The organism is Gemmobacter lanyuensis (assembly GCF_014652355.1).
In the GTDB taxonomy this organism is placed as follows: domain Bacteria; phylum Pseudomonadota; class Alphaproteobacteria; order Rhodobacterales; family Rhodobacteraceae; genus Gemmobacter; species Gemmobacter lanyuensis.
Genome location: NZ_BMYQ01000002.1, coordinates 355,785 through 373,473 on the forward strand (window position 1 = coordinate 355,785; position 17,689 = coordinate 373,473).

Consider the following 17,689-nt stretch of genomic DNA (forward strand, 5'->3'; position numbering starts at 1 on the left):
ATGACCCCGTTTTCCTGTTTCCTGATCGGGAATGAAACCCTGACCCGCGAATGCGGTGACATGCTGCTGGCCCGTGGCCATCAGATTGCTGCGCTGGTAACCCGCGCGGCAGAGCTGCGGGCCTGGGGGCAGGGGCGGGGGCTGGTGGTCATTGATCAGCGCCCGGGGTGGGAGGCGGATCTGCCGGGACCGGCCGATTGGCTGCTCTCGGTGGCGAACCTGTCGCTGGTGCCGCCTGCGGCGCTGGCACAGGCCACGCGGGGCGGGGTCAATTTTCACGATGGCCCCCTGCCGCGCCATGCCGGGCTGAATGCCCCGGTCTGGGCGCTGCTGGAAGGCGAAGTGGAGCATGGCATCACCTGGCATTTGATCACCCCCGGCGTGGATGAAGGCGACATTCTGCTGCAACGCCGCTTTGCCATTCTGCCCGGTGATACGGCGCTGACGCTGAACACGCGCTGCTTTGAAACCGCGCTGGACAGCTTCCCCGACCTGCTGACCGCGCTGGAAAGCGGCGTGCCCGCACGGCAGGCGCAGGATTTCACGGCCCGCAGCCTGCATCTCCGGGCGGATCGGCCCGCCGGAGCCGGGCGGCTCGATTTCACGCAGGCGGCTGCGGATCTGGAGCGTCTGGTTCGTGCGCTGGATCATGGCACCTATTGGAACCCGCTGACCACCGCCAAGATCTGGGATGGCGCGCGGCATATCGTGGTGGGTGGGGCCGAGGTGGTGGCAGGCAGCGGCGTGCCGGGTCAGATCCTTGCCGCAACCGCCGAGGAAGTGACCGTGGCCTGCGGGCAGGGCGCGCTGCGTCTGACGCGGCTGACCTGCCAAAAGGGCTTTCCGGTGGATGCGACGCGCCTGCCCAACCCGCTGCCCAACCCCACGCCTGCCGAGGCGCTGGCCCTGACCGCGGCGCTGGCCGGTGTGGCCCCGACCGAGGGCGCCATGCGCAAAGCGCTGCTCGCGCTGAACCCTGCCGAGGTTCCGGGCGCCAGCGCCGCCACGGTGCCGGCCTTCTGGCAACAGGTGCCGGTCGCTTTGCCGTCGCTGGCGCTGGCTGCGTTGGCGGCGGTGCGGCTGTCGGGCAAGCCCGAGGCCGATCTGGCCTATGGCGCCGCCCATGCGACCGAGGGCATCCTGTCGGATTGGGTGCCGCTGACGGTGGAGGCCCAAGGACCCCTGCCCGAGGCGCTGGCCCGGACCGAGGCCGCGCTGCAGCGGGCCGAGGCCGCGCCGGCCTTTGCGCTTGATCTGCTGGCGCGGGATCGACGTCTGTTCGGGCTGCAACCGCCCGCCTTTGGCCTTGGTCTAGCGCCAGTGCCGGGCACGGTGGTCACGCTGACGCCGACTGCGCTGCACTTTGATGCAAGTCGTCTTACTGCCGATCAGGCGCAGGCGCTGGCGGCGCGGCTGATGGCCTTTGTCGCCGCCGCAACCGGCGATGCGCCGGTTGAAACCCTGCCCATCCTGACCGAGGCAGAGCGGATCGCGGCGCTGGAAGCGCCCAATCGCACCGCCAAAGCCTATGACGCCACGCTTTGCGTGCATCAGGCCTTTGAGGCGCAGGTCGCCCGCACGCCCGAGGCCACGGCCGTGGTGTTCGAGGGCCAGTCGCTGACCTATGCCCAGCTGAACGCCCGCGCCAATCAGGTGGCCCATGTGTTGATCGGCCTAGGGGTGCAGCCCGGAACGCTGGTGGGGCTGCATATGCGCCGCTCGCTCGACCTTCTGGTGGGGGCCCTGGCCATTCAGAAGGCCGGGGGCGCCTATGTGCCGATGGACCCGGCCTATCCTGCCGACCGCACCGCGCTTTATCTGGAAGACAGCGCCTGCCCGGTGGTGGTGACCGACAGCAGGCTTGCCGCGCAGCTGCCGCCGCATGGCGCGGCGGTGATCTGCCTTGATACCGACCCTCGCCTTGCGGGCGCCGGGGTTGAAAACCCGCAATCCGGCGTCAGTTCCGCGGATCTGGCCTATATGATCTATACCTCGGGCTCGACCGGGCGGCCCAAGGGCGTGATGGTCGAACATCGCAACGTGGCCAATTTCTTTGCGGGCATGGATGACCGTATCGACCATGCCGAAGGTGCGGTCTGGCTGGCGGTCACCTCGCTCTCCTTCGACATTTCGGTGCTGGAGCTGTTCTGGACGCTGGCCCGCGGCTTCAAGCTGGTGCTGACCAGCGACGAAAACCGGGCGCTGGTGTCGAACGGGCGCATCACCTCGGCCAAGGGGATGGAGTTCTCGCTTTACTACTGGGGCAATGATGACGGGGCGGGGCCGAAGAAATACGAATTGCTGCTGGAAGGTGCCAAATTCGCCGACCGTCACGGGTTCTGCGCGGTCTGGACGCCGGAACGTCACTTCCACGCCTTTGGCGGCCCCTATCCGAACCCCGGCGTGACCGGGGCGGCCGTCGCGGCGGTGACGAAACGCATTGGGGTGCGGGCCGGGTCGGTCGTGCTGCCGCTGCATCACCCGGCGCGCGTGGCCGAAGATTGGGCGGTGATCGACAACCTGACCAACGGGCGCGCGGGCCTTGCGGTGGCCAGCGGCTGGCAGCCCGATGATTTCGTGTTGCGCCCCGAGAATACCCCGCCCGACAACCGCGCCGCCATGTTCGCCGGGATTGATCAGGTCCGCCGTCTGTGGCGGGGCGAGAGGGTCGATTTCCCGACCCGGACCGGCAGCTTCGGTGTGGTGACACAGCCGCGCCCTGTTTCGCCGGAGCTCGAGGTCTGGATCACCACGGCGGGCAACCCGGCCACCTGGCGCGAGGCGGGCGAGATTGGCGCCCATGTCCTGACCCACCTTCTGGGTCAGAGCATTGAGGAGGTCGCTGAAAAGATCCGCATCTATCATGCGGCGCTGCGCGGTGCGGGGCATGATCCGGCGCGCTTCAAGGTGACGCTGATGCTGCACACCTATGTCTGCCGCGACCGCGAACAGGCCCGGCGCGTGGCCGAAGGGCCGATGAAGGCCTATCTCGGCGCGGCGGTGGGGTTGGTCAAGCAATACGCCTGGGCCTTCCCCGCCTTCAAGAAGCCGCAAGGCATTGAAAAGCCGGAAGACATCGACCTGCGGACGCTGTCGGGGGAAGAAAGCGACGCGATCCTCGACTTCGCCTTCCAGCGGTATTTTGAGGATTCGGGCCTGTTTGGCACGGTGGATGATGCGCTGGCGCGGGTCGAAACGCTCAAACGCATCGGTGTGACCGAGGTCGCCTGCCTGATCGATTATGGCATCGCCCCCGAGGTGGTGATGGAAGGGCTTTATCCCCTGGCCGAGGTGCTGCGTCGCGCCAATGCCGGGGCTGGCCCGGCCGAAGATGATTTCTCGATCGCCGCGCAGATCATCCGCCATGGGGTGACGCATCTGCAATGCACCCCCTCGATGGCGCGGATGATCCTGATGAATGACGAGGCGCAGATGGCGCTGGGGGAGGTGAAGACCCTGCTTCTGGGCGGTGAGGCGCTGCCCGGCGCCTTTGTCCGCGAGCTGCGTCGGGTGACGCAGGCGCGCATCCTGAACATGTATGGACCGACGGAAACGACGATCTGGTCCACGGTCGAAGAGGCCGGGGGGGATGAGGGCGTCTGCAATATCGGCACCCCTATCGCCAATACGCAGGTCTATGTGCTGGACGACCAGCAGCAACCCGTGCCGCCCGGTGTGGCGGGCGAGCTGTGGATCGGCGGCGATGGCGTGACGCGCGGCTATTGGCAGCGCCCCGACCTGACGGCCGATCGCTTCCGCCCCGATCCCTTCACCGGGGCAGGGCGCGGGCGGATGTATCGCACCGGCGATCTGGTGCGGCTGCGGGGGGATGGCAAGCTCGATTACCTCGGGCGAAGCGACCATCAGGTCAAGCTGCGCGGCTATCGGATCGAGCTGGGCGAGATTGAAAGCACGCTGGAAACCCTGCCGGGCGTGACGCAGGCGGTGGTCTTGGCGCGCGAGGATCAGCCTGGCGATCTGCGGCTGGTGGCTTACCTGACCGGGCCTGCGCGCGAAGCGACGCTGCGCCCTGCACTGGCCGCGCTGTTGCCCGAACATATGGTGCCTGCGCATTTCGTGACGCTGCCGTCTTTCCCGCTGACACCGAACCGCAAGGTGGACCGCAAGGCCCTGCCACCGCCGCAGGTGCAATCGGTGGAGGAGGTGACACCCGACCCCGCCCCGGCCGAGGGCGATCTGCTGGCCCGGATCGCGGCCGTCTGGCAAAAGGTGCTGGGTGTGCCGAAGGTCGGGCCGCGCGACAATTTCTTTGCGCTGGGGGGCCATTCGCTGTTGGCGGTGCAGGCGCATCGGGAATTGCGCGACGGGTTGGGCCTGACGCGGCTGTCGATCACCGATATCTTCCGCTTCCCGGTCTTGTCGGCGCTGGCGGCCCATCTGGGCGATGCCCCGCGCCCCGCGCCGGCGCCCCCCGCTGCCCCGCGCGCGCCGGTGGTGGTGGCGCCGGTCGCACCGCCGCCGCTCGCCCCGGCGAATGACCGGGCCGATGCGCGGGCCGAGGCGATGGCCCGCCGTCGGGCGTTGAGGGCTGGCCGCGATGGATGATCTGGCCGCCCTTGCCCGCGCTGCGCGGGATCTTCTGCCGCAGGGGCATGGCCTGGGCGTTACCGATCCGCGTGCGGCCCACCCCGCCTTTCCGGGCGAAACGGTCGCGGGGGTGGCCAAGCGGCAATCGGAATTCCGTGCAGGGCGCCATGCCGCGCGGGCGGCGCTGGCCGAACTGGGCCTGCCTGACCGCCCCATCCCCGCCGGGGCGGATCGCGCACCGATCTGGCCGCTGGGTCTGATCGGGTCGATCAGCCATAGCGACCGCCTTTGTCTGGCTGCCGTAGGTCGTGGGCGGGGCATCGGCGTTGATCTGGAACCCGCCGAACCACTGGAGCCGCAGATCCATCGCATGATCCTGTCGCCCGAGGATCGCGGGTCCGAGGGCGCGGTGATCTCGGGCCTGGAGACCCGGCTGATCTTTTCCGCCAAGGAAGCCGCCTATAAGGCGCAATATCCGCTGTCGCGGCAGCTGTTTGATTTTCAGACGCTGGCCGTCACGGTGCAGGGGGATCGCTTCGAAGCGCGCTTCCGCCGTGACATTGCCCCATTTACCCCGCAGTCTGTGCTGCAAGGCCGCTGGGCGCAGGTGGCGGGGCATTTCCTCTGTGTCGTGGCGCTCTGACCTTTTCGAGAGCGGCCGGTCACGGTATACAAAGGCATGCGACAGACCCTGATCGAGATCTATGAGGCCCGCGTGGCCGAAGGCCGCCTGCGGCCCGACCCGGCACAACATGCCGTGCTTCCCCTGCTGGAAAGCTTGCGCGGCTGGCTGGAACAGAACGCCGGGCGCAAGATCGGCCTGTTTGCGGGGCTTTTCGCCAAGCCGGTGGCACCCCCCAAGGGGCTTTACCTCTGGGGGGGCGTGGGGCGCGGCAAATCGATGGTCATGGACCTCTTTGTCGAACATCTGGACATGCCGCAAAAGCGGCGCGTGCATTTCCATGCCTTCATGCAGGAAATCCACAAGGGGATGCACGCCGCCCGGCAGCGGGGTGTGGATGATGCGCTGCGGCCCGTCGCCGATGCCGTGGCCAAGGAAATCCGCCTGCTTGCCTTTGATGAAATGCAGATCACCGACATCACCGATGCGATGATCGTGGGGCGGCTGTTTCAGATGCTGATGGATCAGGGGGTGGTCATCGTCACCACCTCGAACCGCCCGCCCGAGGATCTGTACAAGAACGGCCTCAACCGCGCGCTGTTTCTGCCCTTCATCGATTTCCTGCGCGACAAGCTGATCGTGCATGAGCTGGAAAGCCCGAATGACTATCGCCAGCACCGGCTGCAGGGGGCGCAGGTCTATTTCCATCCGGCGGGCAAGGTGGGGCGGGCGATCAACGACATCTGGGCCGATCTGTCCGGCGGCACCGTGGGCGAGGTTCTGCGCCTGCCGGTGAATGGGCGCGAGGTCGAGCTGCCGCATTTCGCCAATGGCGTGGCCCGCGCGACCTTCTGGGATCTCTGCGCCCGGCCTTTGGGCGCTGCGGATTACCTGGCCATCGCACAGGCGGTCAAAGTCTTGATCCTTGAGGATATTCCGCAACTTTCAGCCTCAAACTACAATGAGGCCAAGCGGTTTGTGACGCTGATTGATGCGCTGTACGAAGGCAAGGTCCGGCTCATCTGTTCGGCGGCCGATGTGCCGGAACGGCTTTACACCGAAGGCACCGGCGCGTTTGAGTTTGAGCGCACAGCCAGCCGCCTTCGGGAAATGCAGGATGCCGCCTGGGGTCAGGACCGGGCCTGACCCGCCGTGCCTCGCCCCCCGGACCGGGGGCCATCGTGTCAGACCCCGACGAAGCCTTTGCTGGCGCCGTCGTATTGTTCCAGCACGCCTTCGCCGATGTTGTTCCACAGCCCGTGCAGCGTCAGGTCTTCGGCCTCGACTGCCGCGCGCACGAAGGGGAAGGTCATCAGGTTCTCAAGGCTGACCATGACCGCCTCTTTCTCCAACGCGGCAGCGCGGTCGGCGTCGGGCAGATGGGCGATGCGCTCATAGCCGGGGCGCAGGATATCCATCCAGCGGCCCACGAAGCTGGTTTTTTCCAGCAGGTGCGGGGCATTGCCGGAACACATGTCGTCGCAGCCCTTGACGCCCCCGCAGTTGGAATGGCCGATCACGATGAGATGTGCGACCTTGAGCGCCGTGACCGCATATTCCACCGCGGCCGAGGTGCCGTGATTGCCGCCATCGGGGCTATAGGGTGGCACGAGTCCTGCAATATTGCGGTGAATGAAGAACTCGCCCTCATCGGCCCCGAAGATCGAGGTGACATGAACCCGGGAATCGCAGCACGAAATGATCATGGCGCGCGGGTGCTGACCCAGCTCTGCCAGTCGCCGATACCAGGCCTTATTGTCATGGTAGGTGGTGGCGCGGAAACCGTTGTAGCGGCTGACCAGATAGTTGGGCAGCGGTCTGGCGTGGTCCATCGAGTCCTCCGTCAGGCAGATTGCGCCCGTGATAGGGTGCAATCGCAGAAAATTCGAGCGGTTTCTTCGCCCGGCGGCAACGAATTCTTCAGCCTGCCGTTTCAGCATGGCGGACGGGTGAATCCAGTGGGTTGGGTGTGACAATGATGAAAAGGGTAACGGTCTTGCGACCGAAGGATCAGCTGCGCCAGAACGCCGAACCGGTCGCGGCGCTTTACCGGGATCTCGGCACCGCGCAGGCGGAACAGATCATCATGCGGGTTCTGGGGGAACTCGCACTGACCATGTCGGGGCTTGCAGCACAGGTCCGCGCACATGAAATGCAGGATCTGGCACGACCGCTGCGGCGTCTGCAGCGCATGTCGGATCAGTTGGGGTTGATCAGCCTCGCGCAGGTTGCGGGGGATTTGCGGCTCTGTCTTGATCGGCGTGACGACACGGCCTTTGCCGCAATCTGGGCGCGGCTGCTGCGGGTGGCGGAACGGTCCCTGGTGATTGATCGCAATTTGCTGGACCAGTCGGTTTGACGCGGCGGGCCTTGCGGGTGGCAGTGAATGGGCTAGGCTCTGCCCATTCCGAAGGAGACCCGTGATGACCCCCAGCTTCGCCGACCCCGCCAGCCCCTCGCGCCCGCTTTATGTTGTGCCGCAAGACGGGCTTGAGGGCTGGTTGGACAGCCTTCCGGTCGAAACCGCCGTTTGGCTGCGCGACAGCGCCTTTGCCGCCGCCCTGGGCGAGGTGGCGCTGCTGCCGGGGGCCGGGGGCACCGTGGAGGGCGCCGTCATCGGCCACGGCACCGCCAAGGCCCGCGCCCGCACGCGGTTCGGCCTGTCCAAGGCGGTTGCGGCCCTGCCGGCGGGTGATTGGCATTTTGTGGGCCTTCCGGCCGAAACGGCGACCGAGGCCGCCTTGGGCTGGCTGCTCGCCCAATACCGATTTGACCGCTACAAACCCGCGGCCAAGGTGCTGCCCGGCCTGAAATGCCCGGATGGCGTGGATGAGGCGCGTGTTCTGGCCATGGCCGCGGGGGAATATCTGACCCGTGATCTGATCAACACCCCCGCGCAAGACCTCGGCCCGGCAGAGTTGGAGGCGGCGTTCCTCTCGCAGGCCGAACGCTTTGGCGCCGCGACGCAGGTCATCTCCGGCCCTGATCTGGAACACGATTTCCCGATGATCCATGCCGTGGGCAAGGGATCGGACCGCGCGCCGCGCCTGTTGTCTCTGCGCTGGGGTAGCCATGGGCCAAGCCTGACACTGGTGGGCAAGGGGGTCTGCTTCGACACGGGCGGGCTGAACCTCAAGCCCTCCTCCGGCATGCAGCTGATGAAAAAGGACATGGGCGGGGCCGCCACGGTGATGGGGCTGGCGCAGATGATCATGGCGCTGAACCTGCCCCTGCGGCTGCGTGTCATCGTGCCGGCGGTGGAAAACAGTGTCTCGGGCCGGTCGATGCGCCCGAAAGACATCCTCCGCTCGCGCAAGGGGCTGACGGTTGAGGTCAATGATACCGATGCCGAGGGGCGGCTTGTGCTGGGCGATGCGCTGGCCTGGGCGGCCGAGGAATGCCCCGAGGTGCTGATCTCCATGGCCACCCTGACGGGGGCGGCGCGCGTGGCGGTGGGGCCCGATCTTGCGCCCTATTATACCGATGATGCCGCCATGGCCCACGCGTTGGAGGCCGGGGCCGCGGCGGGCGCCGATCCGGTCTGGCGCCTGCCCTTCCATGACGCCTATGAACCCGTGATCGAACCGGGAATTGCCGATCTCGACAATGCGCCGGGCTATGGCTTTGCCGGGTCGATCACAGCCGCGCTCTTCCTGCGCCGCTTTGCCGATCATCCGCGCTACATGCATTTCGATATCTATGGCCATACGCCGTCGGATGCCCCTGCCCGTCCCAAGGGGGGCGTGGGGCAGGGCGCCCGGGCGCTGCTTCTGGCCTTGCCCGAGATGCTGGGCCTCTGATGGACCGCCGCCTCACCCCCGCCAATGGCCGCGCCGCCCTGCGTCACCTGCACGGCAAGGTCGAGGCCGCAAGCTTCACCGATGGCGAAGCCGCCCGCGTCGCCGTACCGGTGGCCGATCTGCTGAAAGCCCCCGAAGGCGCCCGCGACCGCCAGCTTCTGTGGGGCGAGGCCGTCACCCTCATCGACCGCCACCAGGGCTGGTGCTTCCTGCAGGCGGCAAAGGACGGGTTCTGCGGCTATCTGCGCGCCGATCAGATCGCAGCCCCACGCCCCGCCACCCATTGGGTCGCAACCCCCGGCACCCACTTGCTGACCGGCCCCAAGGTGCAATGCGCCACCGTCGCACCGCTCTTCATGGGCGCGCAGCTCCAGGTCATCGGCCAGAGCGGCAGCTGGTCGGAAACGCTCGACGGCTTTGTCCCCTCCAGCCACCTGAAGCCGCTGGGCAGCCACCACAGCGACCCGGCCAGCGTGGCGCAAAGCTTCCTGCACAGCCCCTATCTCTGGGGTGGCAACAGCCGCGCTGGCATCGATTGCTCCGGCCTTGCCCAGATCGCTTTTGGCGCCTGCGGTTTCCAGATTCCCGGTGACAGCGACCTTCAGGCGGCCTGCGGCAGCGAAATCCCCGCCGAAGCCCCGCTCCAGCGCAATGATCTGCTGTTCTGGAAGGGCCATGTCGCCATCGCCCTCTCGGCCGACCGCATGATCCACGCCACCGGCGCCGCCATGGCGGTGATCGAAGAGGACATCCCCGCCGCCATTGCCCGCATCCTTGCCGCAGGCGATGGACCGGTGACAGCGCGCCGCCGCCTGCCCTTTCATCTTGGCTGAAATATCCCGGGGGTCCGGGGGCAGAGCCCCCGGCCTGTCCTGACCTGCCCTAGTCGATCGGCCGGATCATCTTGCGCTCGAACACGCGCAGCACGATGTCAAGCTCATGCCCGCGGCGCAGCACCTGCCCGCCTTCGCCCAGAACCGCATAGATGCCCTGCCGTGCCCTCAGCTTGGGGCGCTTTTCGATGCGATAGATCGGCACCTCGGCCGTGCGGCGAAAGATCGAGAACACTGCCACATCCTTCATCGCGGCGATCCCGTAATCGCGCCATTCCCCGGCGGCGACCATCCGGCCATAAACCGACAGGATCAGCCCCAGTTCCTGCCGCTGGAAACTGACCACCTCATCGGGTGAGGGGAAGGGAATGGGGGTCGGTGGCACGATGGTCATAATTCAATGCTGACACCAACCTGCGGCCAAATCAACACCATGCCCGCCACGATGCAGCCGCCCAAAGACCTGCGAAATACCGAATCCGCGGCGCAATTTTGCCACCTTGCCGCAGCATCCTGAAAAGGTAGCGAGTGACCCCGGCGGTGCGGATCTTTGCCCCCACCCAGCCTGTGCTGCTGGGGCGCTCTGCTCGCCGGACGGCCCCCGTCGCAAGACGGGGGCCGGTTCTCTTTGCGGCGTCACAAAAAGCCGGGTGCCAGTTTCACGATGCCCGTCTCCATCCCGCGCCAGTTGCGCTGCACTGCATTCAGCCGTTTGCGCGCAGCCGGATGATCCGGGTCCAGTACCCCCAGATGCACCAGCAGCCCGACAATCGCCGCCTCTGACGCGCGGGTGCTGCCGTCCTCGATCTTCAGCGCGATCCCCAGATCCTGCTCGGGCAGGATGGCGACAAACACGGCCTCCGCCCCGGTCTTGAGCGCGACGCGCCCCTCCATCGCCCGCATCAGCTCGGTGCAGGCGCGGCCCTCGCCGGCGACGAAATCTGGGAATTGCGCCATGGCGCGGGTCAGGCGATGCGCCGCCCTTGCCCGCGCGTCGCCCGTTTCGCGCGCTGCGGCGAACCAGCCCATTGCCCGCGCGAGGCCCGCCACGGTGGTAGCGAAATTCGGGGCAGAACAGCCGTCGATGCCGAAGCCGGGGCTGGTTTCGCCCGTCACCTCCTCAAAGGCCGCGCGGATGGCCCGCTGCAGCGGGTGATCGGGATCGACATATTCGGGACCGGCCTTGATATGGCGGCTATAGGTCAGAAAGCCCGCATGTTTGCCCGAACAATTGTTGTGATACTGGCAGGGGCCTTCTTCGGCCCGGATCAGGCGATCCCGTTCGGCGCGGTCATAGGGTTCATGGCTGCCGCAGCGCAGATCGCTTTCGGCCAACCCCAGGCCCGTCAGCCAGTCGCGCACCGCCCCCACATGCAGCGCCGCGCCCTGATGGCTGGCGCAAGACAGCGCCAGCTGCGCGGGTGTCAGCCCCACGGCATCGGCCGCCCCGCTTTCCACCAGCGGCAGCGCCTGCAGCATCTTGCAGGACGACCGCGGAAAGATCACCCGCCCGGGATCACCCCAGGCGGCCGTGATCTCACCCTGCCCGTTGCAGATCACCGCATGGCCCTGATGCGTGCTTTCCAGCAGCTCTCCACGCCACAACTCCACCATCGGCACAGCATTTGCCATTCCAGACCCCGTCACAGTTGCGCGATTCTCTGCCCACGTGGCTTTCGCGGCTTGCCATTTTCCTGATATGCAGGGATATCGGGTTGAATTCCGTCCTGCCACAGAAAAGCCGGGTCCACCGGCGCCGTGCAGGGCAGACAGAGGCATCTTCAGCTGGAGGCTGACGCATATGACATCCCTTCTCGCACGCACCCTCGGCGGGGCCGCGCTCGCCCTTGTGGCCGCGACCGGAGCGATGGCGCAGGAATCCACCAATCAGGTTGCGGTGATGACCGATTGGTCCGTCTTCACCGAACCCAAGGATGGAACCCCCAAGGAATGCTGGGGCGTGTCCAGCCCGAAGCAGACGGTGAACACCAAGGACGGTCAGCCGGTTTCGGTGCGCCGTGGCGACATCCTGCTGTTCATCACCTTCCGCGCCGGGGCTGGCGGGACGGGTGAGGTCAGCTTCACCGGCGGTTATCCCTTCGCCAGCGGCTCGACCGTGAACGTCAATGTCGATGGCACCTCGTTCGAGCTGTTCACCGAAGGCGAATTTGCCTGGTCGGGCAGCGCCGAGGATGACGCCAAGATCATGGCCGCGCTGAAGAAGGGCTCCACCGCCGTTCTGACTGCCCGTTCGGGCAAGGGCACGCAGACGGCCGACACCTTCTCGCTGCGGGGCTTCACTGCGGCGATGGAAGACGCGGCCAAGCGCTGCAAGTGACCTGACGGTCCGCATGGATCAAAGGCCGCCTTTTCGGGGCGGCCTTTTGCTTTGGGTCAGCCCAGCGTGATGGGCAGGATCAGCGTCGTCCCCTTGCCATCTGGCGGGGCGGCCACCGACCCCCGCGCCTGGGCATGGGCGGCGATTCTGGCATCAAGCCCCGCATCGCCGCTGGATTGGCGGACCGAGACTGCCATCATCCGCCCCGCACCATCGATCTGCACCGATAGCACCAGCTTGGCCTTCGCCCCCGCGCGGGTGCGTTTCACATGGCTGGCCATCTGCCCCTGCACCTTGCGCTTCCATTTCGCCATGGCGCTGGCCTGGGCCGATCCTTGCACCGGGGCCGCCGCCACCCTGGCGGCCGGGGCTTCGGCTTTGCGGGTCGGTTTGCGATCCGGCTTCTTTTCGGCCTTCGGTTTCGGGTCCGGCTTTGGTTTGGGCTTGGGCGCGGGTTCGGGGTCCGGCTTGGGTTTGGGCTTCGGTTCGGACTGGGGCTGGGCGTCCGGTTTCAGGACGGGTTTGACCACAGGCTTGGGTGCGGGTTCAGGATCTGGCGCGGGGGGCTTTGGCTGAACTTCGGGTTCCGGCTCGGGCGGGACCGGGTCGGGCAGGGGGGCGGGCGGTGGCTCGGCCGCCACCATCTCGACCGGGGGCAGGGTTGTCAGGTCGATGACGACGACCCGGCTTTCGGCATCCTTCTGCCCGAATTCGGGGTCGAGCCAGAGCGCGAGCGCCGCGCTTGCCGCAGCCAGCATTGCCACCGTCGCTGCGGCCAGAACCCAGAACAGCGGTTCCAGAGAGCGGCGGCTGCGGCTCAGGTGGTCGGACCAGTCGGTCATGGCGCGGCCTCCAGCCCGACAAGCGCGACCTGCGTGAACCCTGCATCGCGCATCAGGCCCATGACCTCCATCAGCGCGCCATAGGGCACCGCCGCGTCGGCCCGCAGGAACAGCCGCGTATCGGGCTTGCCGCCCGTCGCCTGCTGCAGCCGCGCCGCCAGATCGCCCCGCGCCACCGCATCATTCCCGACCGAGAGCGTCAGATCCGGCTGCAAGGTGACATAGACCGGCGCCTCTGGCCGGTCCGTCGCGGCGCCCCCGGCTTGCGGCAGGTTGACCGGCACATCGACCGTCGACAGCGGCGCGGCCACCATGAAGATGATCAGCAGCACCAGCATTACATCGATAAAGGGGGTGACGTTGATCTCATGCGCTTCGGGCAGATCGTCATCTGCGGCCTCGGCGTGCAATCCTCCGGCCATGGGTCACGCCCCCCTGAGCTTGCGAAAGTCGATGTCGCGCGACAAGAGGCGCAGCACCGCGGCCCCGGCATCCTGCAGATGCATCCGGTAGCCGCCAATGGCGCGCGTGAAATGATTGTAGATCACGACCGCCGGGATCGCCGCGACAAGGCCGATTGCGGTGGCAAACAGCGCCTCGGCAATGCCGGGGGCGACAACGGCAAGATTTGTGGTCTTGGTTTCGGCAATGCCGATGAAGGCGTTCATGATGCCCCAGACCGTGCCGAACAGACCCACGAACGGCGCCACCGCCCCCACCGTCGCCAAAATACCCGTGCCGCGGCGCAGCCGGGCCAGCGCCTGCCCCTCGATCCGCGCCACGAGTGAGGCCGCGCGCTCCTTCACCCCTTCGGCCCCGGCTTGGGGCAGGGCGGCGTCGGACCGGCTGTATTCCTCCAATACCGCGCGGGCCATGAAGGTTGCGGGGTCAGCCCGGCGTGGCAGGCCCTGCGCGGCGGCGGCCAGCGTTTCGGCCCCGCGCAACGCCCGGCCCGCGCGGCGCACCCGCCATCGCGCCAGCGCAAGTTCGACCGTTTTGAACAGCCAGACCGTCCAGGTCAGGAAAGAGGCGACGAGCAGCGTGATCATCACCGATTTCACCACCCAATCGGCCTTGCGATACATGCCCAGCGGCGAAAGGTCATGCGCCTCGGGCAAGGGTGCGGCCTGCACCACCGGGTCCGGGGGGGCAGGAGCCACAGGCGCGGTGATTGCAGGCGTCTGGGCCGGTGCGGGCGGTGCGGGTTGCGCCAATGCGCTGCCGCAGATCATCACCGCGGCTAGGACGAGGAGGAAGGGGGTCCGCATGGCGATCCTCTATTTCCGACAGTTTTACTTTGATTCACGGGATGTATACTGAAATTGTCGGAAATGCACAGCCCCAAAATCCTTCACGGCGAATTTCCCTTTCCCCCTTTGGCAAATCCCTTGTTTTGCTGTATGGACCCCCTTCACCCGAAGGAATCCGTGCCATGACCGCCCCCAACGCCCCGATCACCCAGGACGTGCTGACCATTCCGCGCAAGCTGCCGGAAGGCGGCAAGACGAACCTCGTCGGCCTGACGCGCGACCAGCTGCGCGAGGCGCTGATGGCGGCTGGAACGGCGGAAAAGCAGGCCAAGATGCGGGTGGGGCAGATCTGGCAATGGATCTACCATTGGGGCGTGCGCGACTTTGCCCAGATGACCAATCTGGCCAAGGATTACCGCGCCCTTCTGGCCGAAAACTTCGTGATCGAAGTGCCTGAAATCGTGTCGAAACAAGTGTCGATGGATGGCACCCGCAAATATCTGCTGCGCATCGCGGGCGGGCATGAGGTCGAGGCCGTCTATATCCCGGAAGAGACGCGCGGCACGCTTTGCATCAGCTCGCAGGTGGGCTGCACGCTGACCTGTTCCTTCTGCCATACCGGCACGCAAAAGCTTGTCCGCAACCTCACCGCGGGCGAGATCGTGGGGCAGGTGATGGTCGCGCGCGACGATCTGGACGAATGGCCGGTGCCGGGCGCCCCCAAGGATGAAACCCGGCTGGTCTCCAACGTCGTGCTGATGGGCATGGGCGAGCCGCTCTATAACTTCGACAATGTCCGCGACGCCATGAAGGTGGTGATGGACGGCGAAGGCATCAGCCTGTCGCGCCGCCGCATCACCCTGTCCACCAGCGGCGTGGTCCCTGAAATCGCCCGCTGCGCCGAGGAAATCGGCTGTCTCATGGCGGTGTCGTTCCATGCCACCACCGATGAGGTCCGCGACCGTCTGGTGCCGGTGAACAAGAAGTGGAACATCGAAACGCTGCTGAACGCGCTGCGCGAATACCCGCGCCTGTCGAACAGCGAACGCATCACCTTTGAATATGTGATGCTGAAGGATGTGAACGACAGCGATGCCGACGCGCGCCGTCTGGTCAAGCTGATCGCGGGCATCCCGGCCAAAATCAACCTGATCCCCTTCAATGAATGGCCCGGTGCGCCTTATGTGCGGTCGGACTGGGAGCGGATCGAGGCCTTTGCCGACATCATCTACAAGGCGGGCTATGCCTCGCCCATCCGCACCCCGCGCGGCGAGGATATCATGGCTGCCTGCGGTCAGCTGAAATCTGCCACCGAACGTGCCCGCAAGTCGCGCGCCGAGATTGAGGCGGAAGCCGGGCTCTGATCCGCTTTGCACGGGGCGCTGCGGCTGTTACCCAGCGGGGATGACCGCAGTTCCCGTTCTGACCAATGACATCGCCCGGCGGATCTTTCTGGACCGCCACGCCCTGGCCGAGCCGCCGACCGGCCCGGCCAAGGGCGCTGATCTGGCCGCGCTGATCGACCGCATCGGCTTTGTCCAGGTGGACAGCATCAACACCGTCGCGCGGGCGCATCACATGATCCTGTGGTCGCGGCGGCAAAGCTATCAGCCGCAGGATCTGGCCCGGCTGCTGGAACATGACCGCGCCCTGTTCGAACATTGGACGCATGATGCCAGCATCCTGCCCGTCGCGCTGTTTCCGTATTGGCAGCATCGCTTCGCGCGGGATCGGGCGCGCTTGGTGCAACGCTGGACGGGCTGGCAGCGCGCCGGATTCCACGAAAAATTCGATGAGGTTCTGGCCCGCGTCGCCGATCATGGCCCCGTCACCTCGGCCGAGGTGGGCGAGGGCGAGGCGCGCGGGTCCGGTGGCTGGTGGGATTGGCATCCGTCCAAGGCCGCGCTCGAATACCTTTGGCGGGTGGGCGAGCTGTCCGTTACGCGGCGCGAGGGGTTCCGCAAGGTCTATGACCTGACCGAACGGGTGATCCCCGCGGCCTGGCGCGGCCCTGCCCCCGATGCGGCCGCGACCCTCGATTGGGCCTGCACTACGGCGCTGGACCGGCTGGGCTTTGCCACCACGGGCGAGATTGCTGCCTATTGGAACGCCGTCACCCCCGATGAGGCCCGCGCCTGGGCCGAGGCCGCGCAGGCGCGGGGCGAGGTTTGCCCGGTGATGGTGGAAAATGCCGATGGCAGCCTGCGCCGCCATCTGGCCCGGCCCGGCCTCTGGGAGAACCCGCCGCCTGAACCCCCGGCGCGGCTTCGGGTGCTGTCGCCCTTTGACCCGGCGCTGCGCGACCGCAAGCGGGCCGAGCGCCTGTTCGGCTTTCACTACCGGATCGAGGTCTTCGTGCCCGAACGGCTGCGGACCTATGGCTATTACGTCTTTCCGCTGCTGGAAGGGGCCGCGCTGATCGGGCGGATCGACGCCAAGGCCCATCGGGATCAAAACTGCCTGCGTGTCCGCGCGCTCTGGCCGGAACGGGGCATCCGCTTTGGCCGCCAGCGTCAGGCGCGGCTCGAGGCGGAACTGGCCCGCCTCGCCCGGTTGGCGGGGGTGGACCGGGTCGAATTCGCGCCCGACTGGCTGTGCGACCCGGTCTGATCCGATCAGCAGGGGGTGACGAAAGCGTCGATCGCGGCCACGGCCTCTTCGGCGGTTTCGACATATTGGAACAGGTTCAGGTCGTCGGCGCTGATGGTGCCCGCTTCGGCCAGGGCCTGCCAGTTGATGATCCGGTCCCAGAAATCGCGGCCGAACAGCAGGAACGGCACGCGCTTCATGCGACGGGTCTGGATCAGGGTCAGGCTTTCGAACATCTCATCCAGCGTGCCGAAGCCGCCGGGGAAGATGCAGATTGCCTTGGCCCGCATCAGGAAATGCATCTTGCGGATGGCGAAATAGTGGAAGTTGAAGGACAGGTCGGGCGTCACATAGGCGTTGGGCGCCTGTTCATGCGGCAGCACGATGTTCAGCCCGATGGACTGGCCGCCCGCCTCATGCGCGCCGAGGTTCCCGGCCTCCATCACGCCGGGGCCGCCGCCCGTCACGATGACATTGTCGCGGCCATAGCTTTCCATGCTGCGCTCGGTCATGATCCGGGCAAAGCGGCGGGCCTCTTCGTAGTATTTCGACAGCTCGGCCAGCATCGGGGTCTTGGCGGTTTCGGCGCGGTCCGGCGCGGGGATGCGCGCGCCACCAAAGAGCACGATGGTCGAGCGGATGCCGCGTTCATCTAGAATCATCTGCGGCTTGAGAAGTTCAAGCTGCAGGCGCACCGGGCGCAATTCCTCGCGCATCAGGAAATCGCTGTCGGTGAAGGCCAGCCGATAGGCCGGGGCGCGGGTTTGCGGCGTATCGGGGATCCGGTGGGTGGCGGCCACGTCCTGCACACTGTCGCGGAAGGGATGGCTGCGGCTGTCGTCGTTCATCAGGGTATCCTCTGGCGAT

At 66.7% G+C, this 17,689-nt stretch carries 16 protein-coding genes; 9 read left to right on the plus strand and 7 right to left on the minus strand.

The features are described from left to right. From IE101_RS06820 to zapE, 3 genes are read left to right on the plus strand one after another with little or no spacing between them, the layout of a single operon-like run. Positions 1–4,566, plus strand: a complete 4,566-nt coding sequence (locus IE101_RS06820; RefSeq protein WP_189633061.1) for a MupA/Atu3671 family FMN-dependent luciferase-like monooxygenase — start codon at positions 1–3, stop codon at positions 4,564–4,566. Then, positions 4,559–5,191, plus strand: coding sequence for a 4'-phosphopantetheinyl transferase family protein (locus IE101_RS06825; RefSeq protein ID WP_189633062.1), 633 nt, complete (start codon positions 4,559–4,561; stop codon positions 5,189–5,191). The genes IE101_RS06820 and IE101_RS06825 overlap by 8 nt, the downstream gene beginning before the upstream one ends. A 36-nt stretch (positions 5,192–5,227) precedes the next feature. After that, positions 5,228–6,316: a cell division protein ZapE gene (gene zapE, locus IE101_RS06830; RefSeq protein WP_189633063.1), complete on the plus strand. Its 1,089-nt coding sequence runs from the start codon at positions 5,228–5,230 to the stop codon at positions 6,314–6,316. A 38-nt stretch (positions 6,317–6,354) separates the two neighbouring features. Here the strand turns inward: zapE and IE101_RS06835 are convergent, their stop codons facing one another. Next, positions 6,355–7,002 carry a carbonic anhydrase gene (locus IE101_RS06835; RefSeq protein WP_189633064.1) on the minus strand — a complete coding sequence of 216 codons (648 nt, stop codon included), beginning with the start codon at positions 7,000–7,002 and terminating at the stop codon, positions 6,355–6,357. A gap of 143 nt (positions 7,003–7,145) precedes the next feature. On the opposite strand from IE101_RS06835, the gene IE101_RS06840 reads away from it, so the two are divergent. The 3 genes from IE101_RS06840 (at position 7,146) to IE101_RS06850 (ending at position 9,803) form a co-directional block, all read left to right on the plus strand. Further along, positions 7,146–7,529, plus strand: a complete 384-nt coding sequence (locus tag IE101_RS06840; RefSeq protein WP_189633065.1) for a hypothetical protein — start codon at positions 7,146–7,148, stop codon at positions 7,527–7,529. Positions 7,530–7,593: 64 nt separating this feature from the next. Next, complete coding sequence (locus IE101_RS06845) at positions 7,594–8,970, plus strand: leucyl aminopeptidase family protein (protein WP_189633066.1); 1,377 nt, start codon at positions 7,594–7,596, stop codon at positions 8,968–8,970. Further along, on the plus strand, positions 8,970–9,803 hold the full coding sequence (locus IE101_RS06850; RefSeq protein ID WP_189633067.1) for a C40 family peptidase: 834 nt from the start codon (positions 8,970–8,972) through the stop codon (positions 9,801–9,803). Before IE101_RS06845 ends, IE101_RS06850 begins: the two co-directional genes overlap by 1 nt. Positions 9,804–9,852: 49 nt before the next feature. Here IE101_RS06850 and IE101_RS06855 read toward each other — a convergent pair whose 3' ends face one another. Together IE101_RS06855 and IE101_RS06860 are read right to left on the minus strand one after the other, a co-directional pair. After that, positions 9,853–10,197, minus strand: coding sequence for a DUF2794 domain-containing protein (locus IE101_RS06855; protein WP_189633068.1), 345 nt, complete (start codon positions 10,195–10,197; stop codon positions 9,853–9,855). Between the two features lie 242 nt (positions 10,198–10,439). Continuing rightward, complete coding sequence (locus tag IE101_RS06860) at positions 10,440–11,435, minus strand: asparaginase (RefSeq protein ID WP_189633069.1); 996 nt, start codon at positions 11,433–11,435, stop codon at positions 10,440–10,442. 169 nt (positions 11,436–11,604) lie between these two features. Here IE101_RS06860 and IE101_RS06865 point away from each other — a divergent pair, with 169 nt between their 5' ends. Continuing rightward, positions 11,605–12,141, plus strand: a complete 537-nt coding sequence (locus IE101_RS06865) for an invasion associated locus B family protein (RefSeq protein ID WP_189633070.1) — start codon at positions 11,605–11,607, stop codon at positions 12,139–12,141. Positions 12,142–12,197: 56 nt separating this feature from the next. Here the strand turns inward: IE101_RS06865 and IE101_RS06870 are convergent, their stop codons facing one another. Genes IE101_RS06870 through exbB form a run of 3 tightly spaced genes read right to left on the minus strand, consistent with a single transcriptional unit; the run spans position 12,198 to position 14,251 of the window. After that, on the minus strand, positions 12,198–12,983 hold the full coding sequence (locus IE101_RS06870) for a TonB C-terminal domain-containing protein (protein WP_189633071.1): 786 nt from the start codon (positions 12,981–12,983) through the stop codon (positions 12,198–12,200). Further along, positions 12,980–13,405, minus strand: a complete 426-nt coding sequence (gene exbD, locus IE101_RS06875) for a TonB system transport protein ExbD (protein ID WP_189633072.1) — start codon at positions 13,403–13,405, stop codon at positions 12,980–12,982. The genes IE101_RS06870 and exbD overlap by 4 nt, the downstream gene beginning before the upstream one ends. Positions 13,406–13,408: 3 nt before the next feature. Further along, a complete protein-coding gene (gene exbB / locus IE101_RS06880; protein ID WP_189633073.1) occupies positions 13,409–14,251 on the minus strand; it encodes a tonB-system energizer ExbB in 843 nt (280 codons plus the stop codon). Positions 14,252–14,415: 164 nt separating this feature from the next. Between exbB and rlmN the strand changes: the two genes are divergently transcribed. Both rlmN and IE101_RS06890 read left to right on the plus strand, forming a co-directional pair. Further along, positions 14,416–15,597: a dual-specificity RNA methyltransferase RlmN gene (gene rlmN, locus IE101_RS06885; protein ID WP_189633074.1), complete on the plus strand. Its 1,182-nt coding sequence runs from the start codon at positions 14,416–14,418 to the stop codon at positions 15,595–15,597. Positions 15,598–15,637: 40 nt separating this feature from the next. After that, positions 15,638–16,843 (plus strand): winged helix-turn-helix domain-containing protein, encoded by a 1,206-nt coding sequence (locus tag IE101_RS06890; RefSeq protein ID WP_189633075.1) that lies wholly within the window; start codon positions 15,638–15,640, stop codon positions 16,841–16,843. A gap of 5 nt (positions 16,844–16,848) precedes the next feature. Here the strand turns inward: IE101_RS06890 and IE101_RS06895 are convergent, their stop codons facing one another. Then, positions 16,849–17,670: an LOG family protein gene (locus IE101_RS06895; RefSeq protein ID WP_189633076.1), complete on the minus strand. Its 822-nt coding sequence runs from the start codon at positions 17,668–17,670 to the stop codon at positions 16,849–16,851. Positions 17,671–17,689: the final 19 nt, after the last annotated feature.